Annotated in this window: 15 protein-coding genes; 10 read left to right on the forward strand and 5 right to left on the reverse strand. The window is 47.4% G+C overall.

The window, feature by feature from the left end; genetic code table 11:
• Nucleotides 1-8: 8 nt before the first annotated feature.
• The 6 genes from HYN48_RS06980 (at nt 9) to HYN48_RS07005 (ending at nt 6,591) form a co-directional block, all read left to right on the forward strand.
• Nucleotides 9-704 carry a YiaD family glycine zipper/OmpA-like lipoprotein gene (locus tag HYN48_RS06980; RefSeq protein WP_108370425.1) on the forward strand — a complete coding sequence of 232 codons (696 nt, stop codon included), beginning with the start codon at nt 9-11 and terminating at the stop codon, nt 702-704.
• A 150-nt stretch (nt 705-854) separates the two neighbouring features.
• On the forward strand, nt 855-1,532 hold the full coding sequence (locus HYN48_RS06985; protein ID WP_108370426.1) for a TetR family transcriptional regulator C-terminal domain-containing protein: 678 nt from the start codon (nt 855-857) through the stop codon (nt 1,530-1,532).
• Nucleotides 1,529-2,839: an ABC1 kinase family protein gene (locus tag HYN48_RS06990; RefSeq protein WP_108370427.1), complete on the forward strand. Its 1,311-nt coding sequence runs from the start codon at nt 1,529-1,531 to the stop codon at nt 2,837-2,839. The genes HYN48_RS06985 and HYN48_RS06990 overlap by 4 nt, the downstream gene beginning before the upstream one ends.
• A gap of 342 nt (nt 2,840-3,181) precedes the next feature.
• On the forward strand, nt 3,182-4,150 hold the full coding sequence (locus HYN48_RS06995; protein ID WP_108370428.1) for an ABC transporter ATP-binding protein: 969 nt from the start codon (nt 3,182-3,184) through the stop codon (nt 4,148-4,150).
• A gap of 65 nt (nt 4,151-4,215) precedes the next feature.
• The gene (locus HYN48_RS07000; RefSeq protein ID WP_108370429.1) at nt 4,216-5,487 is read left to right on the forward strand and encodes a T9SS type A sorting domain-containing protein; all 1,272 of its coding nucleotides are present in this window, start codon (nt 4,216-4,218) and stop codon (nt 5,485-5,487) included.
• A 96-nt stretch (nt 5,488-5,583) separates the two neighbouring features.
• The gene (locus HYN48_RS07005; protein WP_108370430.1) at nt 5,584-6,591 is read left to right on the forward strand and encodes a 3-oxoacyl-ACP synthase III family protein; all 1,008 of its coding nucleotides are present in this window, start codon (nt 5,584-5,586) and stop codon (nt 6,589-6,591) included.
• Nucleotides 6,592-6,765: 174 nt separating this feature from the next.
• Here HYN48_RS07005 and HYN48_RS07010 read toward each other — a convergent pair whose 3' ends face one another.
• Both HYN48_RS07010 and HYN48_RS07015 read right to left on the reverse strand, forming a co-directional pair.
• Nucleotides 6,766-9,144: a TonB-dependent receptor gene (locus HYN48_RS07010; RefSeq protein WP_108370431.1), complete on the reverse strand. Its 2,379-nt coding sequence runs from the start codon at nt 9,142-9,144 to the stop codon at nt 6,766-6,768.
• Nucleotides 9,145-9,283: 139 nt separating this feature from the next.
• The gene (locus HYN48_RS07015) at nt 9,284-15,172 is read right to left on the reverse strand and encodes a T9SS type B sorting domain-containing protein (RefSeq protein ID WP_108370432.1); all 5,889 of its coding nucleotides are present in this window, start codon (nt 15,170-15,172) and stop codon (nt 9,284-9,286) included.
• 194 nt (nt 15,173-15,366) lie between these two features.
• Between HYN48_RS07015 and argS the strand changes: the two genes are divergently transcribed.
• Genes argS through HYN48_RS07035 form a run of 4 tightly spaced genes read left to right on the forward strand, consistent with a single transcriptional unit; the run spans nt 15,367 to nt 21,735 of the window.
• The gene (gene argS / locus HYN48_RS07020; RefSeq protein ID WP_108370433.1) at nt 15,367-17,145 is read left to right on the forward strand and encodes an arginine--tRNA ligase; all 1,779 of its coding nucleotides are present in this window, start codon (nt 15,367-15,369) and stop codon (nt 17,143-17,145) included.
• A 21-nt stretch (nt 17,146-17,166) separates the two neighbouring features.
• Nucleotides 17,167-18,633, forward strand: coding sequence for a GDSL-type esterase/lipase family protein (locus HYN48_RS07025; protein WP_108370434.1), 1,467 nt, complete (start codon nt 17,167-17,169; stop codon nt 18,631-18,633).
• A 10-nt stretch (nt 18,634-18,643) separates the two neighbouring features.
• Entirely contained in the window at nt 18,644-20,041 is a 1,398-nt protein-coding gene (locus HYN48_RS07030) for a GDSL-type esterase/lipase family protein (RefSeq protein ID WP_245946004.1), read from the forward strand.
• Complete coding sequence (locus HYN48_RS07035) at nt 20,041-21,735, forward strand: MBOAT family O-acyltransferase (protein WP_108370435.1); 1,695 nt, start codon at nt 20,041-20,043, stop codon at nt 21,733-21,735. Before HYN48_RS07030 ends, HYN48_RS07035 begins: the two co-directional genes overlap by 1 nt.
• Nucleotides 21,736-22,012: 277 nt before the next feature.
• Here the strand turns inward: HYN48_RS07035 and HYN48_RS07040 are convergent, their stop codons facing one another.
• Genes HYN48_RS07040 through HYN48_RS07050 form a run of 3 tightly spaced genes read right to left on the reverse strand, consistent with a single transcriptional unit; the run spans nt 22,013 to nt 25,760 of the window.
• Nucleotides 22,013-24,286, reverse strand: a complete 2,274-nt coding sequence (locus tag HYN48_RS07040) for a TonB-dependent receptor plug domain-containing protein (protein ID WP_108370436.1) — start codon at nt 24,284-24,286, stop codon at nt 22,013-22,015.
• A 30-nt stretch (nt 24,287-24,316) separates the two neighbouring features.
• Nucleotides 24,317-25,234: a FecR family protein gene (locus HYN48_RS07045; protein ID WP_108370437.1), complete on the reverse strand. Its 918-nt coding sequence runs from the start codon at nt 25,232-25,234 to the stop codon at nt 24,317-24,319.
• A 7-nt stretch (nt 25,235-25,241) separates the two neighbouring features.
• The gene (locus HYN48_RS07050; RefSeq protein ID WP_108370438.1) at nt 25,242-25,760 is read right to left on the reverse strand and encodes an RNA polymerase sigma factor; all 519 of its coding nucleotides are present in this window, start codon (nt 25,758-25,760) and stop codon (nt 25,242-25,244) included.
• Between the last annotated feature and the right edge of the window lie 78 nt (nt 25,761-25,838).

A 25,838-nucleotide genomic window follows, 5' to 3' on the forward strand; every position in this document is an offset into this window, starting at 1 on the left:
ACAATAACATGAAAAAGATTTCAATCTTAGCTCTGGCGTTTATAACGCTTTCTTCATCTTTGCTTACGGGCTGTGATGCGGTGAAAAATTCAAATAATGCGCAGCGTGGCGCTGCTATCGGTGCCATCGGCGGTGCCATTGCGGGCGGTGTCATCGGGAACAACGCAGGCAAAGGAGGCAAAGGCGCGCTTGGAGCCGTAATTGGCGGTGTTGTAGGCGGCGTGGCCGGTGGTGTCATCGGAAATAAGATGGACAAGCAGGCGCGTGAAATTGACAATGCCATTCCGGGTGCCGAAGTAGAACGTGTAGGCGAAGGGATCAAGTTGACACTAAATGAGAATGCGGTGCGTTTCGATACCGGCAAATCCACACTTACAGCGACGGCGACTGCCAACCTTGACAAGCTCGTCAAAGTATTTAATGATTACCCGGATACCAACATTGTAATCTACGGTTACACCGACAGTACAGGTTCTATGCAGATCAACCAGACACTTTCTGAGCAAAGGGCAGCATCGGTGAAGAATTACCTGTCATCAAAAGGCATTTCAGCGGCGCGTTTCACTACAACAGGTATGGGGCCTGCCGATCCGATTGCGACCAATGATACGCCTGAAGGCAGGAGCCAGAACAGGCGCGTTGAGTTTGCTATCACCGCAAACCAGAAGATGATTCAGGATGCTGAACAGGAAGCAAAAAAATAATTATTCCTGTACATAAAATAAACCGGTCCCGAAAGGCCGGTTTTTTTTGTGCCGGTTTGTTCAATTTTTTTGAAAGATTTTTAACAATTGTTTTTATGTTTCAGAAATTATTGAAACGTAAATTTACGTTGAAAATTAAAACCATTTTTTATGGCTACAACAAAAAAAAATACAGCAAAAAATCAGTTTATTGATGACGCCCAGATCATTGCATGGTATATGGATGATGTGCTGGAACATTCTGGAAATAACCTTAACGTTTACACCTTCTGCAAGAAACATGGAATCCCTGAGTCTGATTTCTATGCCTTTTTTGGTTCAATGGACATGGTGAAACAGGAAATTTGGGTTAAGTTTTTTGAGAATGCCATCAGCGCTATCGAAAAGGAACCCGGCTACCTGTCGTACTCGGACAAGAACAAACTGCTGGCGCTGTATTTTACCCTGTTTGAAATTCTGACGCTGAACCGCACATACGTACTTTTTGCGATGAAGGAAAATGGTGAAGGTCTGAAAAATCTGGTACAACTCAAACCTTTCAGAAACCGTTTCAAGGATTTTATCGTACATCTCTACAAACAAAACAGTACAGAATCCATGGCCAGGATGAAAAAGGCCACCACGCCGGTGGTATCAGAAGGCGCTTGGGTGCAGTTCTTACTCATACTGAAATTCTGGATTGAAGACCGGTCTAAAGGTTTCGAGAAAACGGACATTATTATTGAAAAATCAGTCAATACTGTCGTGGATTTACTGGATACCAAACCGATGGAAAACCTGATTGATTTAGGGAAGTTCCTTTGGAAAGAAAGGAAATCAGCATTATGAAAACGTTAGACAAAATTCCGACAGGTAAAATTGAACGCGCGGGCCAGTTGGTGAAAACCGGCCTCAAAGTGGGTGGAAATTACATGGCTTATTATGGCGAAAAAATCGTGAATCCGTCGCTCACCCGCGAAAAGCTCAACGAAAATAATGCCGATGACATTTATGAAGGCCTGAAGAACCTTAAAGGCAGCGCGCTGAAGGTAGCCCAAATGCTGAGTATGGATAAGAACATCATGCCGAAAGCCTATGTTGATAAATTCTCGCTGGCGCAGTTTTCCGTACCGCCGCTATCCGCACCTTTGGTGAGAAAGACCTTCAAAACGTGGTATGGCAAATATCCCGAAGAAGTGTTTGATACCTTTACACCGGATTCTGTCAACGCAGCGAGCATTGGTCAGGTGCATAAGGCCACAAAAAGTGGTAAAAAGCTTGCCGTTAAAATTCAGTACCCTGGCGTGGCGGAAAGCATCAGTTCAGATCTGGCGCTCGTCAAGCCTTTTGCGACAAGGATGTTTAACCTGCGCGGGAAAGATTCTGAAAGGTACTTCAAAGAAGTGGAACACAAACTCCTCGAGGAAACCGATTACGAGCTGGAACTGGCCCAGGGCGTTGCCATCGCAAAATCGTGCGCCAAAATAAAAGGGCTGAGGTTTCCGTCGTACTATCCGGAGTGGTCTTCTAAAAAAACCATCACGATGGACTGGATGCAGGGTGAACATCTTTCAGAGTTTACCGCGCACAATGAGGATAGGGAAACCGGTGACCGACTCGGCCAGGCGCTTTGGGACTTTTATATGTTCCAGATGCACGGACTTCGCGAAGTGCATGCGGATCCGCATCCGGGGAATTTCCTTGTAGACAGGGATGCCAATCTGGTTGCGATTGATTTCGGCTGCATAAAGAAAGTGCCCGAGGATTTTTACATTCCTTATTTCGAACTTGCAAGGCCTGAAATCATTGAAAATGCGGTGCTTTTTAAGCAAAAGCTGTACGAGCTCGAAATCTTGAGGACCGATGACACTCCCGAGGAAATTGAGTATTTCTCTGATATTTTCCAACGCTTGATGCGTTTCTTCACCAAGCCGCACCACGAACCGGCATTCGATTTTTCCGATCCTGAGTTTTTCGACGAAATTGCGGCGCTCAGTGAAGAATTTGCAAATGATACGAAACTAAGGAAAATGAACGGGAACCGCGGGTCAGAGCATTTCATTTATGTGAACCGCACTTTTTTCGGGCTCTATTGCCTGTTGAATGATTTGAAAGCACGCGTGGACACGCAGCATTATAAAGTTTATCTTACTTAAGATAGTTTGTTTATTATTGGTTAGGTTGGTTAGGGCGGCGCTCCAAAAGAGTGGCCGCCCTTGCTTTTTACGATGCTTCATGGGTTTGCTGACATTTAACAGACGGTGTGGATTTCGCGTAACACTATGTCATGAAGAAGTGGTATTTTACCCTCAGGGAAGGGGAAGGTGCAGTCCCTTACGCAATTTTAAATATATCCGTATGTGTAAAACGTCCACCAAATGTTAAAGTGCTACTGTGCGCCAACGCCGGTAATCCACTCCAAAAATACTTTTGTTAAAACCTTTACCGGTCATGAGGTTTCAGGAACGAAGGTTTACTTTTGCAGAAATTAATTTCACATGCTCCGCGTACAAAATATATCTTTCGCCTACGATACCCAAACTGTCATTGACAACATCGATTTTACACTTGAAAAAGGCGGGAACCTGTCTGTAATCGGGGAAAGCGGCTGCGGAAAAAGTACGTTGTTGAAACTGATTTATGGATTGTATGATCTCAATTCCGGGTCGGTTTCATGGAATGGGGATGATATCCTCGGACCGAAATTTCACCTCGTCCCAGGCGCTCAAAACATGAAATACCTGGCGCAGGATTTTGACCTCATGCCCTATGTAAGCGTGGCTGAAAACGTCGGAAAATTCCTTTCAAACATGTATCCTGCCGAAAAGGAAGCGCGGGTCACTGAGCTTCTTGAAATGGTCGAGATGCATCAGTTTGCCCAAACCAAAGCGAAATATTTGAGTGGCGGTCAGCAACAGCGCGTAGCACTGGCACGGGTTTTGGCGCTGGAGCCCGAGTTGCTGCTGCTCGACGAGCCCTTCAGCAACATCGACAGCTTTAGGAAAGGCGCGCTGCGCAGGAACCTTTTTGCATACCTTAAGCACAAAGGAATCAGTTGTATCATCGCCTCGCACGACAGCATTGACGCCCTTTCGTTTTCAGACCGCACGCTCGTAATGCGAAATGGGCACATTGTCACACTTGGCGAATCAAAATCAGTGTACTTAAGGCCCGATAGCCGGTATACCGCCTCGCTGTTTGGGGAAGTCAATGAGATACCGCTTCACCTCTTGATCCCTTTTGAAGACAAGGAAAAATTGCTGCTGCTCTACGCACATGAATTGTATCCTGATGACAATTCTGACCTTAAAGTGGTCGTTAAACAATGCTATTTTAAAGGCGGCGGTTATTTGGTCAAAGCCGTCCGTGACAGGAAAATCATCTTCTTCGAGAGCCCTTATGAAATCCCGTTGCAGCAGGAACTCGGTCTTACCGCCGATATGGATTTGGTGCTGAATCGTTTATAGATCGCTACCACATTCTTTTTTCCTAAAATAATGTACATTTACAGCGCAATCGATATTTATTTAAGATGAAAAAATATTACTTCCTGCTGCTATTCACGTCTGCTCTGGTATCTGCGCAATTGCAATGGGCGCCATTTACCAATGTTTATGAAAATGAAGGTTTCCAGCGTTATGACGATGTGTTTTTCCTGAATGAAAATACAGGCTGGGCGGCCAACGGCTATTTCTCTAAAGTCTATAAAACGACCGATGGCGGTGCCAATTGGCAACTGCAACTCGAACTTGAGCCTGGAAACGAGTACTTTCGGAACATCGAATTCCTGAACGAAAATATCGGATTTGTCGGGACGCTCAGCAGTACGTTTCTCAAAACCGTTGACGGTGGTGCTACCTGGGCGCCCGTAACTAACCTTCCGACGACCATTCCGGCGATTTGCGGTCTTTCGGCTGTGGGTGGTACGACCATTTACGGCTGTGGCGCCTATTTTTCTCCGGCTTACATCATCAAATCGGTCGACAGTGGAGACAACTGGCAGTTTATCGATATGAGTGCCTACGCCAACGCATTGGTGGAAATCCTTTTTATCGATGAAAATACCGGATTTGTTTCCGGCAAGGATGACAATGGAGGCGTAATCCTGAAAACGGTGGATGGCGGTGCCAATTGGACCCCGTTATACCATTCCGGCATTCCGGGCGAATATGTGTGGAAACTTCAGGATTTGCATGGAGACGGCCAGATTTTATTCGGATCCGTGGAATCCGTATCGCCATTGCTCGGGAAGCTCGTCAGGTCAACCGATGGCGGTGCCAACTGGGTCAGCAAGGAAGTTCCGGACACTGATATTCAGGCGGTGGGATTTGTAAGTGAAACCCACGGCTGGATGGGCGGCCACGCCACTGGCTTGCTGGAAACCACTGATGGCGGCGACATCTGGACGGACACCGGGGTAGGCAGCAACATGAACCGGATTGTAGTCGTGAATGATCATTTGGCCTATGCGTCGGGGACGACGGTCTATAAACTCACCGACCAGAATCTGTCAGTGCCTTTTACTGAAAGTCCGCGCAAACCGCTTGCCGCCTCAATCAGCCCGAATCCGGTGAGGGAGAAGTTAAACCTGTCCGTGGCATTCATCGGGTCCGATCATTTGGTGATTGAATTGTACGACAGCGCAGGGAAGTTGATCCGCCAGCTGAAGCGCGACACCATTGAGGGCGCTTCGGTTAGGAATTATTCGTTTGATTTTCCGTATGCGGCCGGCGTATATGTGGTCAACCTGCACAGCAATACGGGCAGGCAGTCCATTAAGTTCGTGAAATCGGCAAGTTTCTAAAGTCGATCGCTACATTGCCAGTTCCGGAATAAATCCTATCTTGTGGTGTTGGAATTGCCTGTCTGGCCATTCTCAGTATAACCAAATACACGCAATATGTACAATTCAAGAATCAGCGGATTGGGGTTTTACGTGCCCGATAACGTAGTGACCAACGATGATTTGTCGAAGGTCATTGATACGAATGACGAATGGATCCAGGAGCGCACCGGGATTCAGGAGCGCAGGCACATCATCCGTGGGGAGGACAATACGACGGGGATGGGGGTTAAGGCCGCACGGATTGCCATCGAGCGTGCGGGAATCGCTTATGAAGATATCGATTTCATTGTATTTGCGACTTTAAGCCCTGATTATTACTTCCCGGGGCCCGGCGTGTCGGTACAGAAAGAACTGGGCTTGAAGACGGTGGGTGCGCTCGACATCAGGAACCAGTGTTCGGGCTTCGTGTATGGGATTTCTGTTGCCGATCAGTACATTAAGACCGGTATGTACAGGAATGTCCTGGTTATCGGTTCTGAAGTGCATTCGGTTGGGCTGGACATGACGACACGCGGCCGTGGCGTTTCCGTTATTTTTGGCGACGGTGCCGGCGCCGCGCTGCTGAGCAGGGAAGAAGACCATACCAAAGGCATATTATCGACCCATTTGCATTCGGAAGGGGCGCACGCAGAAGAGTTGTTCCTTGACGCACCCGGCATGGGTTCGCGGTGGGTCACCGACATCCTGGCCGATAACAATCCGGATGACGAAAGTTACTACCCGCACATGAACGGGCAATTCGTTTTTAAGAACGCCGTGGTGCGCTTCACCGAGGTGATTAACGAAGGCCTTTTGGCCAACAACCTTTCAGTCTCCGATATCAACATGCTGATCCCGCATCAGGCAAACCTTAGGATTTCCCAATTCATCCAACAGAAATTCAGGCTACAGGATGATCAGGTGTACAACAACATACAAAGATACGGCAATACCACCGCCGCCTCCATCCCGATAGCGCTCACCGAAGCCTGGGAAAAAGGCAAGGTTAAACCGGGAGATCTCGTGGTGCTTGCGGCTTTCGGAAGCGGATTTACGTGGGGCAGCGCCATTATCAGATGGTAATTGCCGTGGAAGTCTTGCGCTAGCCCGGATGGCAGCGGCATCCTTTTTTGGGATTTGCCTGCAGCCTGCGTAAGGCAAATCCTGAAAAAGATACAGCGTACAGCCGGAAATGGCTCCTGAAAAATAAAAAACCCCGAACGCACATTCGGGGTTTGTAGTTTTTGGAAACAGGATTTAGAAAAGTCCGCCGCCACCTTGTTTGGTGTTGTCTTCCCTGTATTTACGCTGTAGAGCACGGTTTTTTCCGGCGCCGAACATGAAGTTGAAGTTGATGTATACCGACTGGCTTTCCCAGGTGAACTGGCCGTGCTGCGGGTAAGGGTTGTCGCCTTCAAACGCAAATCGCATGGTATTGAACATGTCGTTGAACCTTACGCTCATCGTGGCCTTGTTCTTAAGGAAGCTGTAACGCGCGCCGGCATCGACCTTGTACATTTCCTTGCCGTTGAACTGGATGCCGTTTACGCCGCCGCGGTAAAATCCGAACAGCAGGAAGCTCAGTTTTTTCGTGGCTTTGAAATTGCTGTTCATCCTGGCGTTGAAAGCGTTGGCGGTAATTTCGGTCTGCACCGATTCAAAATCGTTGATGGCGGGATTGAATATGGAGACGATGCCTTTCTGGGTGATGCTCGAGAAGTCGATTGCAGGCTGGATATCCCACCATTTGTTGATTTTGTAATTTGACGACAATTCGAATCCGAAAGATTTGTTGTTGTCAAAGTTGTCGAAAAGCATGATCTGGTTTTGGGTGTTGTCCGGATCTGGAATCAGGATGCGGCTGATCTCGTCGTTGATGATGCGGTAGAATACCCCGGCCGAAATGGAGCCTTTTTCAAGCATGCGCGTGTAATTTACCTCCATAGAATTGGTAAACTGGGGGTCAAGTTCGGGATTCCCGATGGATTTGAAACGCACCGTGCTGAATTCCCGGATGGGTGAGGTTTGCTCGAGGCTTGGCCTGTCGACGCGACGGCTGTAACTCCATTGGAGGCTGTTTTTCTCGTTGAGCTGATACGTCAGGTAAGCGGATGGGTAAAGCGTGAAATAGTCATCCTCATAAGCCCTGGCACCGTTATTGGTCGCTTCAACCTTATAACTTTCGACACGCGCACCCAGTTGGTAGCTGAATTTCTGGAATCTTTGGCCGAAGGTGGCGTAAGCGGAATAAATATCAACGTCATACAAAAATTTGATGTATGCGAGTTCACCGGGCTGTGTGGTGAAATAGTCATTGTCTGTCCTGATCGTCCGCGATTCAGCGCCGAGTTCCAGGGTGGTTTTCTCATTGAGCGGATTTACGTAATCGACGTTGATGGTCGAGTTTTTCCTTCTTTGGACTTTAAAATCATTATAATCTGCAGCGGTGGTGTTTCCGGCACGGTCAAATTCAGCTGCCTGCTCATCTTTAGACCAGTTGTGGTTGGCTTCCACGTCGAGTGTATGGCCTTCCTTAGCAAACAGGTGCTTGTAAGCCAGGTTGTAGGTGCTGTTACCGTTGTCGTTTCGGTAGTGGTCGTCTGAGGTGAAATTCATGCCGGGCGTTGCGAACAGGTTGTCGGTGTGGATGTAGCCGTCGCCTACAAAAAGGTTTTGGTTGGTGTAGGCCGAAATGGTGTTGCGGTCATCAATGTAGAAATCCATCCCGATTTTATACAGGTGCGACTTGTTGTCGTTCATGATGTCAAAAAGCTGACTTGAATTGTCATCTTCCCGGGTCACGTCGCCGTTGTTGAACTGGTACCCGAAGTTGTTGCCATAGGTGCCAAAGAAATTTACTTTCCCCCTGCGGTAGTTCATATCAATCGAACTGTTGGACTTTGGTGTGGTGGCAAATGTGACGCCCGTATTCAGGCTCGCATTGAAGCCGTCATTTGCGTTTTTGTGCAGGACGATGTTTATGATGCCCGACATACCCTCCGGATTGTATTTCGCGCTCGGATTGGTAATCAATTCGATTTTTTTGATTGAGGTGGAAGGAATCTGTTTCAGCAACTGGGCTGCGTCGATGTTGGTGGGCCTTCCATCAACGAGTACGCGTACATTCTGGTTTCCGCGCAGCGAGATTTTACCGTCCTGATCGACATTCACTGAAGGGATATTCCCCATTATATCCGATGCGGTCGCGCCTGCAGTGGTAAGGTCCCGGCCGACGTTGATTACTTTCCGGTCAATTTTCTGTTCTACAGTAGAACGTTCCTGAACCACGGTGACGCCTTCGAGTTCCGTGCTTTCTTCGGCAAGGCTGATTCTATTCAGGCTGACATTTTTCTGATCGCCCGAAAGTGTGATTTCCGTTTTGTACGTTTTGTAGCCGATGAACTGGATTTCAACTGTATATTTCTTCAGTTCCAGGTTCTTGATTTCGAAGTTTCCGTTGTCATCAGTGATGCCTCCGGTCGTAATCTTGTCGTCCGCCTTGATGACGATTGTTGCGTAGGAAATTGGGGTGTTGGTTTGGCTGTCGGTCACTTTCCCGGAAACAGAACCTTGGTTCTGGGCGTTCATCGAAAAGATTCCGGCGACAAAAAAGATAAGCGCAATTTTTAATTTCATTGGGTTTTGTTTTGATGATGTTTGTTTAATCGACGGGTTAGTCACGCAACGGGCCCTTATGTTACATAGCGATTGTTATTTGTTCAGGCATAGGCAAAAAAAAACCTCCCGTTAAGGAGGTTTTTCATTTTTAGATCAATTATCGTACTAACGAGAAGTGAGATTTAAATTCTTTAGGCTTCATCGTCAACGGATCCACGTATATCAACGTAAACCAGTAGTCGTCAGCCGGTAATTGCTGCCCGCTGATGGTTCCGTCCCAGCCCGGACCGTCTGAAGTGATTTGTTTTACCAATTTTCCGTAGCGGTCAAAAATCTGGATGCTTGATACCGATCCTGAAGGAATGTTGTTGGTACCGTTCAGTTTCCAGACATCATTTACCCCATCGCCATTCGGTGTGAAGTATGCCGGACTGCTAACCAATTCTACAGAGAATGGGGCAGGGGTTGCACCACAACCGTTGACATCACTTACCAGGATCTCATGGATGCCGCCTGATACGTCTGTAAATACAGGCTCAGTCTGAGGTTCCTGTCCGTCTAACGAATACACGAAATTATCAGTGTTTGTACCGATATACGGTATGGCTTTCACGGTAATGGTCTGGTGGTCGGTGAACCAACCTGTAGTTTCCACTTCAACGCTAGCCGGTCTTGCCGATTCGATGATGGTTACAGGTATTGGTGCAGACTCACACGTCGCTACACCGTTTGCACGGATGGTAAGTTCATAAGTTCCGGCCTCAGTCGTCTGCAGGTTAGGTGTAGTAGCGACTACAACACCGTCCGCATCAGTCCATGTGAAGCTATAAGAACCAGCTCCTGTACCACCAGGATAGCCACTTTCGATGTAAGCAGGTGTCACTTCTCCGGTATCAGGGTCGATACACACGATGCCGGTTAACGCAGCATCGATATGCGGCAATGGTACGACATTCGTAAGGATTTCAACATTTGCATTACAGCCGGTCGCATTCTGGATACGCGCCCAAACAGGGTTTATTGCGCTGTCCGGTGCAGGAGTGCCATCTGTAGTGATTTCGTTTGTCTGCATTTGCTGATCAATAAGTGTAGGATAGTATTTCACCGTAAAATCCGCTGGGTTCTGCGAACCTAAGACTACTGCGGTAAATTTATCAAGATCGATCGCGGTTACAAAATCGTCAGGATTCGCATCGCTGTCGCAAGTGGTCAGCATCGCAGGATCTGTTACGGGGTTGGCAACTGCATCAGCCAGTTTAGTGACTGTAAAGAAGCTTTCGTCTGTACAGGTTCCGCCCTGTGAAGTACCATACACGTAGATGGTCTGTGTTGTCGTGATTGGCGTTCCGGCGGTCAGCAAGTTTCCACTTCCACCAGTGCCGGTGTAGTAATTTGCGTTGGCTGCTGTGAGCGGCTGCAATACATACGGTGCACAACCATTGTAGCTCGGGAATTCATCGACGTTGTACACGTTGATCACTTTGTCATCGCCCGCATTACAACCACCTCCGTTATCAGCAAATACGAATACCGTGGTATTGGCAGTATACACTGTCCCGGCAGGAATTACAGCACCCGTTCCGTTTGGACCCGAGTAATAAGCCGCACCCGGAGTAAGCAATGCAGGAAGGGTATAAGAGTTACAGGCATCTATGTCAGCAGTGTCTGCAGGATCCAATACCGGAGTCGGCGTCACGTTGACGGTAAAGCTCAATACCGGTGGCGCACAGTTAGGATTCGTTGCACTTTCAGCATATACGTATACGGTCTGGCTCAGCGTAAGGTCCGTATTGGTAATCGGACTCAGGTGCGTCGCATCATTGTAGTAGTTACCCACGGTCAGAGCCGGTAATTGTACATGGTCACAACCGGCGAGGTTCGACACTGGTGCAAGCACCGGAGTGGCTGAAATATTTACGGTAAGCGTAACCGGTGTCAGGTTAGCGCAGCTGCCGTTGTGTGCCTCGATTGTAATGACGTCAGAAGCATTGATCACGTCCCCAGGGAAAACCTCAGTACCTGATGAAAGGAAATAGTGGTCTACACTTCCTGTTGTTGTCGTGAACAAAGCATCATTGTACGCAGGCAAGGTATAGCTGTCGCAGGCATCAATAGTGGCGTCTGCGTCGTTAAGGGTCAGTACTGGTGAGTTGGTCACGGCAACCTCGAAACTATCTGTAGTTTGACAGTTGTTCGGATTGTTGACTGCCATCACATACACGGTTTGGCTTGTCGTGAGCGTCAAATTCGTGATTGGGGTTGTATAAAGCGCATCACTATAATAGTTTCCAACGGTAAGTGGCGTCAAAACCACCTGATCGCAACCTGCAAGGTCTGCAACTGCCGGTGTAATGACAGGATTAGGCGTGATGTTGATATTCCAAGGTGCTTCAGAATAACACGCTACTGTGTTTTCAGGAGAAATGATGCCTGCATAAACATAGATAGGAGTTGTAGTTGAAATCACATCACCAGGCATTAGTTCGGTTCCCAGTCCACCCGGTTGGGTGTAATAGTGATTTACCGCATTGGCAGGTGTGGTCGAGAACGAACTGTACGCCGGTAAGGTATACGAGCCGCAGGCTGTCACATCGGTGAATGCATTGATTACCGGTTGCGCATATTGTGTAACGGTGAATGAACTCTCGTCCCTGCACGGTACAGGAGCGCCATCGTCAGCATAGAGGTAAAAAGTCCTGGTTTCAGTTGCACCCGGAACCTGTCTTATGACGTGATATGGCATAGTCAGCTTGGTTCCTGTTCCTGCAGGACCACCCGGCGCATCATAATAGTCGGCCACCGCGTTCGGGATTGTAGGAATTGCAGGCAGTACAAAATCGTCAGCACAAGTGTACTGATTAGCAACTGCCGGAACATCAACGATACTGAACGATACCGTGAAGCTGTCTTGGCCATCACATACTCCCGGAGTACTTCCCGCTTGGTACACATAAATCGTACGCACGCCTGAAGTAGCTTGTGTTATTGTATTGCCTGCTATCGGATCTACACCACCGGGCTGGTTGTAAAATGCACCAGGTTGTGTTAACGTCGGCAAGGTGTAGGTGGTAGAGTTACAAGGGGCCACCGCATCAGCGAAGACATCGACTATCGGCGTATTGTTGATAGTAACAGTGAAGTATTCCTCTACGTGACAGGTTTGCTGCGTTCTTCCAAGGTAGAAAGTATGAACTCCTGCACCTGTGACCACATAATTGTTAGAGTTCAAATTATCCGCTACAAGTACGCCATTAGGGTAAGTGCCTTCGTAATAGTTCGCACTACCGTAAGGGTTTGGCGGAAGCAGGTAGAAATCACATTGGGCCGGAACATCTGCAATCGCAGGTATTGGTGCCAATTGGATGTTCACGGTAAACTTGTAATCCGTTCCAACCGGGGCATAAGTACAGGACTGGCCAGGAACATAAATATATATTACGTTTTGTCCGGCTGTAGTCAACGGTCCTGGGAACAATTGTGTGCCGCCTCCTGCTGATTGCGGTGCAGTATGGTATTCGCCAATAGTCAACGCCGGCAGGTTAAAATTAGAGCATGTATTAAAAATCTGTCCGTTGGTGAAAGGGAAAGGATTTGGCGTGAGGCTTGTTACTACGTTAAATGACACATCATCATTGGTACAAGGTCCTGATTGTTGGTGAGGATAAATGGTAGTATTATTAACCGTAATGGCATCACCGATAAATTTCTGCTGGCCCGTTTGGTTGGGTCCTGTCCAATACGTTACCTGCGGATTGTTAGGCATGTTCGTGCCTAAGATGTATGTGCCGCAACTGAACTGATTTGGGTAATCAGAATCACTGATTGGTACGAAAGGAATAATGTTGATGTTAACCGGTTTCCTGTCAAAACATGCAGGGGTCAGTCCTTCCGAATCAACATGAACGTATAGTGTAGTATTGTTTGTAATTGGTTGTCCCGCTGGGATTGGTAAATTGCCGGGTCCTGGTGCGGCATCGTTTGGCACGTAAACACCATAAGGCAATTCAGACAGGATGAATTCTGTACACACCGGTGTAGAAGGAATGTCCTGTGTCCAGCTTGTCAAATTGACTTTAGTAACCTGAAAACTGCTTTCGTTAGGACATATATTCCCTCCTGGGTTATTGTAGATATATATTTCCTGTGTGGTGTTAATTAATGTGCCGGCTGCGATTTCTGTACCGCCACCATCGGTGTCTGTGAAATATTTTGCGTTGGGGTCAGCCAGGGCAGGAAGCGCATAGCCGGTACTGCTGCTGCATACAATTACGTCATCAAGTGTTTCAATCGGCGCTTTCGGCACGGCAGTAATCGTAAATGCCGGTGCTGAACTCACTGCATAACATGCAGGGTTGCCAATCAATTCTACCCTCACAAAAATATCTTTTGTCGTCTGGTTGTTCAGGTTGGTTAAAGGCGTAAGGTTATTTTGGGCATTGATAAGAGAGCCATAATATCTTACAACATACACCGCAGGATCCTGGGTTCCAAGAATCACAGGACTGATTTGTGCCAGGTTAAAGTTGGCTCTCGCGGGCAGCGCAGGATAGTTGCTTGCGCATTTGGTGAAAATCGCTGCAACCGCCGGGGTTGCCATATTTGGCGTGTTGATCACCGGTTCGGCGGTATACTTTAACTGGAACGATTTGGTCTCAAAACAAGGGGATGTACCACTTTTAATCCTGGCATAGATCGTTACACCCGCCAAAGCGGCTGCATGGGTGATGACCTGTGTTGTAGGCAATGGGTTTGCGCCGGTATTCGCGTTGGCCTGCGTGGCATGGTATGTAATGATCGCGTCAGCTGGGAGGCCAGCCATCATGAATGTGGTATTCGGGGTCAGGTCGTAACTGTGCGTGGCGCTGGCAGCCTCACACGATTTGTAGAGGTTTGGCGGTTGTGGGGTAAACAACGGGTTGTAAACTTCCACAAGGATTGAATCAGCAAACGGATCACAACTCGGCTTTGTATAAACTAAAGTGTAAGTATGTGTAGCGTTTTCCCCCAATGCCTGGAGATTCAAAGTAGGACCCGTTTGGCCGGGAATGATTTGGTCATCTTTTTTCCATTGGTAAGTCGTACCTGCAGGCAGTGGCGTTACTGGGCCGAGTGTAGGCATCACGCCACCTGGACAAATAGCATCCCTTGGAGGTGTCGCTGTCGCATTCACAGCCGTGTAATCAAGGCCGAGCACCTCACTACCAATATTGAACGTGTTGGCACCAAAAAATACGGCCGAATCATATAAAGGACTTGGAATATTGTTCGAATCCACACCGTCAGCAATTACCAGTTTGATGGTGTATTGGTGTGTAACATCTACAACGGCAGAGGCCGTCATCTTTACAGTCTGGCCGTTGAAGTTGATGGCAGGACCGAAACCGCTACCATTATAGGCACCAAAGAAGCTTGGATTGACTGAAGGACAGTTCGCGTTGTACAGCGAGTTCCTGATTGTCGCTACGGAAATTGGGGAGCCCGCTGCCACGACAGCCAGGTTTGTCGAAGTGCCCAAGGTATTATCAATCAGGATAAAAGCGAACGCGTCAGAGAAGTTACACTGCAGGGCACCATACTCTTCCGAAGCGAAAACGAAATCGAAACTGAAATTCGCTGAAACCGGTACGAAATCGAACTTCAGGAACGACGCATTGGTCGAATTGAAAGTAATTCCGGATTGTGAAAGAAGTATATTCTGAAGATCGGTGTCACCCGTCCAGGCAGCGTTCCCATCACTGAGCGTGGTGGTGTTAGGCGTCGCCGGATTCACCCCGGGAATTTTTGTTACGTCGCCCGTTGACAGCACAACCCCTTTCGCAAACGGGAAATTAGGATTGTTACTGGTGTTTTCAAAATACCCGATACCATTTACGGAACCGAAATTTGTACCAGTTTGTGCCACTACACCCGAGGCGGTAGTACAATTCCCGCTGATCAGGACATCGTTGACCAGATAGTCAGGTGAGAAAGATGTGTTCACCGAAATCGCCTGCGAAAATCCTGCAAACGATACCAATAACATCAATAAAAATAGACTTTTTTTCATAACCACATAATAAATTTTAAGGAAACAAACATAACAATTATTTTATAAATAATCCTAAAAAATGCTAAAATCGTGTTAACATTAAGGCATAGGTTGGCATTTTAACATTTGCAACGTTTGCAATGCTATTTTACTAACTTTTATAACACTTTTTCGGAATTACATCTATCTTTGCGCTTTCAAATTCGAAAGGCATGGATTTACAACAGATTTTGACCGTGAAAATCAAAGATGCGATACGCATTCTGTTTGATGTTACTATTGACAAAATCGAGTTTCAGGCCACCCGGAAGGACTTCGAAGGGGACGTCACCCTCGTGCTCTTTCCTCTGCTAAAACAGCTAAAAAGTGGTTTACCCTACCTGGGTAATGAAATTGGCACATTTCTTGTTGAAAACACCAACCTCGTCACGCGTTTTAACGTGGTTTCAGGCTTCCTGAACCTGGTAGTTGCCGATACCTATTATAATAGTTACTTTAATGATATCAGGAAAAATGCCGATTTCGGTTTTGTAACCCCGCCTCAGGATGCTGATGCCGTTATGGTCGAATATTCGTCACCCAATACGAATAAGCCGCTCCACCTGGGGCACGTACGCAACATCCTTCTGGGCGCTTCGGTAGCTGAAATCTTGAAAGCGTCGGGTAAAAATGTTTACAAAACCCAGATTATTAATGATCGCGGCATCCACATCTGCAAATCGATGGTGGCATGGCAGCAATTTGGAAAAGGCCAGACCCCGGAATCTACAGGTATTAAAGGAGACAAGGTGGTCGGAAATTTTTACGTTGCCTTCGATCGGGAATATAAAGATCAGGTTGCTGAATTAATGGCCGAAGGGCATAGTGAAGACGATGCCAAAAAGAAAGCGCCAATCCTTATGGAAGCCCAGCAGATGCTTCTTGACTGGGAAGCCGGCAAACCGGAAGTGCTGGCCCTTTGGGAGGAAATGAATCAATGGGTGTATGCCGGTTTTGCGCAGACCTACGAGCGGCTCGGCGTGTCGTTTGATAAAAATTACTACGAGAGCAATACGTATTTGTTAGGTAAGGAAGTCGTACAGTTTGGCCTGGCCAAAGGCATTTTTGAACAAGATCCGGATGGCTCTGTCTGGATTGACCTTACAGATGAAGGCCTTGACCGTAAAATTGTGTTGCGTGCTGACGGCACCGCCGTGTATATGACCCAGGATATCGGTACGGCCATCCAGCGGGTAAAGGATTTTCCTGATGTGGGTGGCATGGTATATACCGTCGGGAACGAGCAGGATTACCACTTTAAGGTATTGTTCCTGATCCTGAAAAAGCTCGGGTTTGACTGGGCTGAATCGCTTTATCATTTGTCTTACGGCATGGTTGACCTGCCTTCAGGAAAGATGAAAAGCCGAGAAGGGACCGTGGTCGACGCTGACGACCTGATTTCCGAAATGGTTGATACTGCCGCAAAAATTTCTGACGAACTCGGCAAGCTCGACGGGTATTCCGATGACGAAAAGAAACGCCTGCACGAAATGATTGGTCTGGGCGCATTAAAATATTATATCTTAAAGGTAGACCCGAAAAAACGCATTCTGTTCAATCCTGAGGAATCGGTTGATTTTGCAGGCAATACCGGGCCGTTTATCCAATATACTTACGCGCGCATCCAATCTATTATCAGGAAAGCCGCATTCGATTTTTCCGCCGATGTCGAGATCCCTGTTCTGGATCCGAAAGAGAAGGAACTGATCAAGCTGTTGCAGCAGTTCCCTGAAGTGATCCGGAATGCCGCCGAGACGCACAGTCCCGCGCTTATTGCCAACTATACCTATGAACTCGTAAAGGAATACAACTCTTTCTACCAGACTGTCCCGATTTTAGGTACTGATGACCTTTTACAAAAAACATTCCGTGTGCAACTGTCCGGAAAGGTGGCCGATACTATCGCAGCGGCTTTTGCGTTGCTTGGAATACAGGTGCCCGAGCGCATGTAATCAATTGTAATCCCGTGTTGAGTGAATCCTAAATCGTATTTTTTCCGTTCGTTCCTGATCGTACTGTTGTCAGCCATATTCTTTCTGGGTGTCAAACGAATCCTGCCCAAACGGATTTTTTCGGAAAAGCCCGGCGATGTGCAGCACGTGCTCATCGACAGTATGCTCATCGACGCGTTTGAGGCTGAAACTGATTCATCGCGCGCAGACATTGGCGATACACTGGCCAACCAGCCCGTTACGTATTACGAAACCAACGGCATCAAATTCCCGGAGGAATCATACGAAGATTACAAAGGCCACCAATACCTCGTGCCTTTTTATGAAAAACTATACCAGCTTGAGACGGCGCAAAACGGGAATGTCCGTATCGCCTATTTTGGCGACTCTATGACCGATGGCGATATGATTGTCCAGGATTTGCGCAATAATTTCCAGAACCGATACGGTGGAAAAGGTGTTGGTTTTGTAGCGATCACTTCGGAATCTGCGGGTTCGAGGAGTTCAATAGTGCACGAATTTTCTGCCAACTGGAAAATGCAGTCTTACCTCAATGTCAAGCATCCGCTGCGTCCGTTCGGGGTCAACGGGCATGTGTTTTTTGCCAATGATACGCTAAAGCCGGCCTGGGTGAAATACAAGAACGGGAAGTACACCGCACAGCTCGACAATCCGACGCTCTTCTACGGCAGTGCAGAGAATAAAAATGGCGAGATCAGCTACGTCGTTGGCAAAGATACGCTCCACAAGAAGCTCGTTCCGGACAATGTGCTCAACACGCTGGCACTGTCGAAAGGCGGACTCAAATCCCTGAAAGTCCATTTTAAGAATGCGCGTGCCATACCGGTTTACGGCTTTAATTTTGACGACGGGAAGGGTGTACACATCGACAATTTTTCGCAGCGCGGCAATTCCGGAATCCCGATCTCAAATTTCGATGTAGCACTGATGAAGGCGTTCCAGAAAAAATTGAATTATGACCTGATCGTGTTGCATTACGGCACCAATGTGCTGAATTACGGTACAAAAGATTATGGTTGGTACGAACGAAGCATGACCCGCACCGTAAACCGGCTTAAAGAATGTTTCCCCGGCGTTTCGATCCTGATTATTTCCACAGCCGACAAATCTACAAAATACGACACCGAAATGAAGACCGATTCAGCGGTTGCCCCACTAAGCCGTGCGCAGAAACACTATGCGCTCAGGACGGGCGCGGCTTTTGTAAACCTTTACACGCTGATGGGCGGCGATGGATCGATGGTGAAATGGGTCGAAGAAGCACCTGCCATGGCCAATAAGGACTATACGCACTTCAATTTCCGTGGTGCCAGGAAAGTAGCCGCGATGATTTTTAACCAATTGGACCAGGGCTATAACGAATTTAAGGAATTGAGGAAAAAGAGGGAAGGTGCCTACACGGAGAGCAGCGAAAGTCCTGCAGACAGCATCAACCCCGATAATGAAGCACCGCAAAATGAAGAGTAAATGGTTACTGATGGTCTTACTGTTCGCACTTCCGAAGTTGTACGGGCAGGTCGTCGATTCGACATTAGTGGTCACTGACAGCATCGAAGCGGATACGATTCCGATCATCATTCCGGAAAACGGCATCCAGAACCCCATGGCCATCAGCGGTTTTCTGGAAAAACTCTACAAGCTGGAAAAAACGCATTCGGGCAAAATCAATATTGTACACATTGGCGATTCGCACATCCAGGCCGACCTGATGACGAACCGCGTGCGCAAGACATTACAGGCCGCATTCGGTAATGGTGGACGCGGCCTGGTTTTTCCGCACAGCCTGGCAAAGACGAACGGCTCGTGGGACATCCGGTTTTCCTCTAACGGAAGTTGGGAAAACCACCGTATCGTCTCGCCCGTTGACGGCAGTAAGGTAGGGCTGAGCGGCATCGCGCTGATGTCGCGCCGGGACGACTTCGTCATTGAACTCAACGCCAAAGAGCCCGATAATTTTTTCAATACGATAAAAATCATCACGCCGGGGAACGAGGATACGTTCAATATCGCCACCGCAAAACGGACGATCTCATTTGAGTCGAACGTGCCTAAGACCATCACGCACAAAATCAGGAATGGCGAAGCATTGTCAATCATCGCGGATAAATATAATGTATCGATTGCGCAGCTTAAAAAAGCGAACGGACTTAAAAATGATCGGATCAGGGCAGGGAAGACGTTAAAGATCCCCTCAAGTGAGATGCAGAAAAAGAAAATCGAGCGATCGGAATTCATCCCGCTGCCGCTGCTTTCCGACAATGACACACATTTCTATGTCACTGAAGACCGCCTGGAGAAAATCTACCTGTTGCCGAATAAGTCCGAAGACAATTGCACCCTGAACGGGATTGTACTGGAAAATGATGAACCCGGAATCGTATACCATAACATCGGCGTCAATGGCGCCAAGCTTTCGGATTACAACAAATATCCAATGTTTTTTGAACAGCTTAAAGCCTTGCAACCGGATCTGATCGTGGTGGCACTGGGGACCAACGAATCCTTTGACAAAATGCGATCCGAAGATTACATGGCGCAATTGGAGTTGTTTCTGGGAAACATACGAAAACAGGAAACCGGCACTGAACTCCTTGTGGCCACGCCATCCCCTTCGATGTTTCGCAGAAAAATACCGAATATCTATGTCGCCGACTATGCGCAGAAAATACTTAACGTAGCCACGGAAAACAATTACGCGGTATGGGATATGTATGCGCAATTGGGTGGTCTATACGGTGTTACACGGAATTACCGGCAAGGCCTGATGGCAGGGGACAGGGTGCATTATTCAAAAGCAGGCTACGAGCGGCAGGGCGATTTGCTCAGTGAGGCCATCCTGGCAACATTCCGGAATTATAAAAACACGAAACAATAATGGGCTTCGCAGACATACAGCATTGGTTTACGTTGGTTTTCGGGCAGGTCACAGCAGCCGACGTGCGCAGTTGGTTCACCTATGACCCAAAGCATCCGATTCTTTTTAATACCGCATTGTTCCTGGGGCTGTTCCTCGTTTTCTACCCCTTATACATCCTGACTACCAAGGCAAAGACCCATGCCATGCGCAACCTGTATGTGTTCGCATTTTCGTTGTTCTTTTATTATAAATCCAGCGGTGGGTATTTTGTGCTGCTTCTTTTTTCCGGCGTGGTCGATTACAACCTCGCCAGGCTGTTGTATCAGGAGGTAATTGAAGGATATAGGAAATTTTACCTTGTCCTGAGCGTCGTGCTGAACCTTTGCTTTCTCGGGTATTTTAAATACACAAACTTCCTGATTGAAAATTACAACGGACTTTTCGACGAGCACCTGCAGTTTCACGACATCATCCTTCCGGTCGGGATTTCGTTCTACACCTTCCAGTCGATGAGTTACATTATCGATATTTACAGGCGCGAGCTGCAGCCGACTAAAAACATCCTCGATTATATGTTTTTCGTGTCCTTTTTCCCGCAGTTGGTAGCCGGTCCGATTGTACGCGCGTCCGAATTCATTCCGCAAATCTATGCCAGGCTGAGATTGACACGTGAAGATGTAAACCATGCGCTCTTCCTGATTATCGGCGGTTTGATTAAGAAGACCTTCATTTCAGATTATATTTCTCTGAATTTTGTCGACCGCGTTTTTGATTCGCCGAAAAGCTACACGGCATTCGAAAACCTGATGGCTTCTTACGGCTACACCATCCAGATTTATTGCGATTTTTCAGGGTATTCCGATATGGCTATCGGGATTGCGCTGCTGATGGGTTTCAGGCTTTCGGTCAATTTCCGCACGCCTTACCAATCGGCGTCTATCACAGAATTCTGGAGAAGGTGGCACATTTCGCTGTCGACTTGGCTTCGGGACTACCTCTACATTTCTGTGGGCGGAAACCGTAAAGGATCATTCGGCGGTTTCCTGTTCCCCTGTTTATTTTTTGCCGGATTGATCGTTTTCGGGATAGTGTACTTTGATAGAAGCCCGGTCCCGTTAATCGTGTCGTTGGCGGCACTTGTCGTATTCATGCTGACGTTCCTGTTGTCCAGAAACAGGAAGCGCACCTTGTTTACCAATGTCAACCTGATGACCACCATGTTGCTCGGCGGATTGTGGCACGGACCCAGTTTCCGCTTTATCATATGGGGCGCCTTACACGGTATGGCCTTAGCGGTGAACAAGATATTTTCAGAATATTTCCCGGAAAAAAATCCAAAGAAAAAGACATTCGGGGGCAGTCTTGTCCGATTGTTTTCCATCATTCTCACCTTCCATTTTGTCGCTTTCTGTTGGATATTTTTCCGCGCGCGGGATTTCGCCACTGCTTTCGATGTCATCGGGATGATAGGCAAACTGAACTTCCATTTCAACGAATGGGCGATTATCATCATGGGTTACAAAAATGTCTTCCTGGTCATGCTGATTGGGTATTTGTGGCATTTCCTCCCCAATTCGGTGACCACGCTGATGAAAACCGGTTTTGACAGGCTGCCGGTAATAGGTAAGGCGCTGGTACTGTCGCTCGCTTTCTGGGTGGTGTATGCCACCTCGACATCGGGTACGCAGCCGTTTATTTACTTCCAGTTTTAACCAGGCTCGGGACGACACCCCCATGCACAATAAAGTGAGCATCTTCTTTAGCGACGCAGGTCAACTGGAAACGTCAAAAACGACAGCCATAAGAATTGCTGGACATGTGGATTTTCCGTAACGAGGTGTTATGGAATATTTGTATTTTACCTTCAGGGAAGGGGCGGCTGTAGTCCCGTAATAAAACCTCAGATAACATGGCTGTGGAATACGCACACCAATTGTTAAAATTTAATCAGTTGTTGCAACGCGGTAATTTGTAATGGCATCCCGAAGTTTAAAACTGCATTTTTAAACTAAGGTTGGGAGTGCGCTCCAGAGCGTACGTGTTGACGCTTTCCGCACTGTTGGTAGCAGTATTGACGCGGTAATACCGATTGATGGTGTTCCGTTTATTGAGAAGGTTCAGTAGCGAAAAACTGGCTTCAAAAAGGTTCTTTTTGCTTACTTTCCACGAATACGACACCGAAAAATTCATCTGGAAAAAATCAGCCAGGCGGTCGTTGTTCGGGTTATTATAGATAATCCCGGGCTGGTTTGGTGTTAGGATTGTACTGATCGGCGTGGTTTCGGCGCGGCCGGAATACCATTTCGCACCGAGTGCCGTCTTGAGTTTTTTCCAGTCATAAATCAGCGCCCCTGACACCATATGCGAGATCTCGTAATTATTAGCGAATTTAGGCGGAATGTAATCCGGGAAATTGTATTTGTTGTTGTTGTAGGCGTAACTGAGCCAGGCGTAAAAACGTCCGAGATTGCGCTGCACCAGCAATTCAGAGCCATAATTGAGGTAGCTGCCGTTTAGTTTGACAAATTCAAGCTGGTTTTGGAATGATTGCCCGCTGGTTGAAATGCCCTGCACCTTTTTCAGGTAATTGTCAAATGTTACCAGCCATTTCTTGTCTTTGTAGGCCAATCCGATTTCAATCTGCCTGCTTCGGCGAACCGGGATCAGCGCGTTATCGGCAATCACCCAGCGTCTTTTCTCCACCCCAAGAAAATCCTGTTGCAGGTCCACTACCTGCGAAGTGCTCTGGCTTTTTTGTTCTGCCGAGACGGTAGCGCGGAATTTGCCATTAAAGGCATGCGAAACCTGCATCCGCGGTTCAAACAGGAATTTTCCGAATTCTTTGATGTAATTGGTGCGCAAGCCAAGCCGGAATGTGGTTTGCCTGTTGGGCGCTTTCCAGTCGGTCTCCGCGATGCCAACATGCGTACGCAGTACTTTTTTGCTGAGTTTCAGGAACGCAGGATTGTTGACTTCCTCATCATTGCGGACACCTGTTTCAATATATTGGTATCCGCCGCTGAGCGTCCACAGGTCGGTCAACATATAGTGGTGTGCCAGCCTCAGGCCGGAATCGGTGATACTGTTTTTCTGTTTCTGGATCTGGTTGTTGCTGATGTTTTCATACCGGGAATCGAGATTGTAGTTGGAACTGTACACGGACATTTCCGAAGTATTTTTCATATTCCAGTTTGTTTTCCACGAGATAATGGCACCGAAATTCTGCTGGCCCAGCGTACTGTTTTTGGAAATCGAGGTACTGCCGTTCAGCGTGCTTTCATACAGGTCCAGTGAGTTTTTTATGGCAATCGCTGAAAACGTAAGCGTGTGCCTGTCTTCGATATTTTGCTGGTATTGCACTGTGGTGTCATAAAAATAAAAATACTCATCGCTCTGGAAATTTACCGCCTGATTGTCATTCAAATCGGTGACGATGGTGTTTTGGAAAATCCGGTTGTAGTATTTTTTATAAGCAGGAGAACTGAAGAAATCCGTCATCGATCGCCTGGCCGAAAGTGTCAGTACGGCTTTCTCGGACGTACGGATTTTCATATTGAAGCCCGCCCAGATCATGTTTGCACTGATGCAGGCCGTGCTGTCGGTTTCGGCAAGTCCCGAAGAGATGGCGACGACACCGGAAACACTCTCGCCGTAAAACGCCGAAGTGCCGTTCTTGTAAATTTCAATCTTGTCGTTCAGGTATGGGTTAAAAGCAGAAATCAGACCGAAAAAATGTCCGGTCTGAAACATGCGCAACCCATTCCACAAAAAAAGTGTCTCGTCATGGGTGCCGCCGCGGATGTTGATGTTTGAAACCGTTTCATCAGCACTGTAAATCCCAGGAATCTGCTGCATGGTCTGTAATACATCGGGATCGGTGAGTCCGGGCAGGATCCCGAGTTTCTTTGGCTTGATCTGGTAAACCCCATCTGACTTTTTCGAAATCCCCGTCGTCAGGTATTTGTCTACGGCGACTTCTTCAAGGGAAACCTTCATCTCGCTTTCGGGGGGGGCGTCGTTATTTTTTTTAAGGGAAACCGAAATATACGTCCCACCGATGACATCGAAATGCAATGGCGTATGGTTTTCGAGGTAAAATATTTTTTTGGCCAGCGACAACGAAGACTCCGGCGGGTCGATATCAATATTACCGATTTGTTCGTCGATAAAATTGAAGTGCACCGAATGCTCTCGTTCAATGTCGCGGATGATATTCTTCAAAGGCTGTCGCTGCTGGGAAAAAACGGATATCCAGCAAATCATGAAAACTACGATTGACAGCAGCCTTTTTTTTTACTCATTCCCAGACAGGATTATTCCGGATTCGGTTTTTTTGACATGGATGCCAAAAGTCCTGCTGACGATTTCAAGGGCCACTTCAAGTTTGTCTGCGGGCATGACACCGGTGAAGGCCAGGTTTTTGGTTTTATCCGCGCCTGTCACCTCAATTTCCACATTATACTGCCGCTTCATTTCGGCCACAACGCCCTGAAGGTTTTCAGAAGTGAATTCCATCTGCCTGTCCATCCATGACGGCCTGTCGCTTGCCATAAACTGACTTGGGATTGGCTGTCCGTTTTCAAACGCTACTTTCTGGCCTTTCGTGATAAAGGTAGTATTCTTGCCGCACTGCACCCTGACTTTTCCTTCGAAACAGGTGACTTCAAACCGTTGGCCTCGGGATTTAACGTTGAACTGCGTGCCGACCACAGTGACTTTTCCACAGTCTGTAAGCACATCGAATGTTTTTCCTTTAGCCACTTTAAAGAAAGCTTCCCCGCGCAGGTTAATTTTCCTGTTGTCATCCCAATCGTTGCTGCTGTAATCTGCTTCCGAGTCCGCATTCAGCGTTACTTCAGAATGGTCCGGAAGGCTGAAAACCGAGGTCTTTCCCGCAGCAGCCAATTCCTGATGGCGTGGCTGGTCAGTTTGGGGCAGTGAAAACCAGATACCCAGCCCGATGACCAATACCGCTGCAATTTTAAGCAAGAGGTTTTTCCGGTAAAGCGGAATCACCCTGGGCTGTATTTTCTCACGCGATATGATGCCTTGATACATCTTATCCGCGTCGAAGCCGGGTGCTTCAAGGAATTGCGATGCACGCGCAATTTTATCATATGAGCTGAATTCAGGTGATTTTTCGAAATCTACCCGCTCCTCTGCCGTCATGTCACCTGCAAGCCATTTGGCTAAATCATGTTCCTTCTTCATAATCTTACTAAATATTGTCAATTTCTTTTCTTAGCGAAACCAGCGCGCCACTGATTCTTTTCTCTACGGCTTTGACCGTTATGCCTAACATTTCAGCGATTTCGCTATACTTTTTTCCGTCAATCCTGTTCATCAGGAAGGCGGTGCGTTGGGAATCAGTGAGATTGGCAATCGCCTTTTTCAATTTTTCTCCAAATTCATCGTGTTCGAGTATAAACTCCGGACTTTCCGAAGTGACCCCGCTTTTGCCCGCATTTTTTGAATAGTTCAGCACGACCTTATGGTGTGCGACCAGATTCAGTGAGGCGTTATTGGCGATCGTATACACGTAAGCCTTCGCTTTGTCGAAGGGAACCGAGGCACAATTTTCCCAAAGTTTTATGAACGCATCCTGCGCAATGTCATTGGCATGCTCCTCATTTCCGTACTTATAAAACAGATAATTCCGCACTGCTTTGATATTTGACCGGAAGAAAGAAGCAAAAATTCGTTCCTCACAAACGCCGGCAGGTTTTATTTCATCCATTTTATATTTACTTTTAGAAGCAAAAATATACCATATAACAATCCAATTTTAAATTACCCTAACTTTTGGAAACAATTT

This window comes from Flavobacterium magnum (assembly GCF_003055625.1).
GTDB lineage: Bacteria > Bacteroidota > Bacteroidia > Flavobacteriales > Flavobacteriaceae > Flavobacterium > Flavobacterium magnum.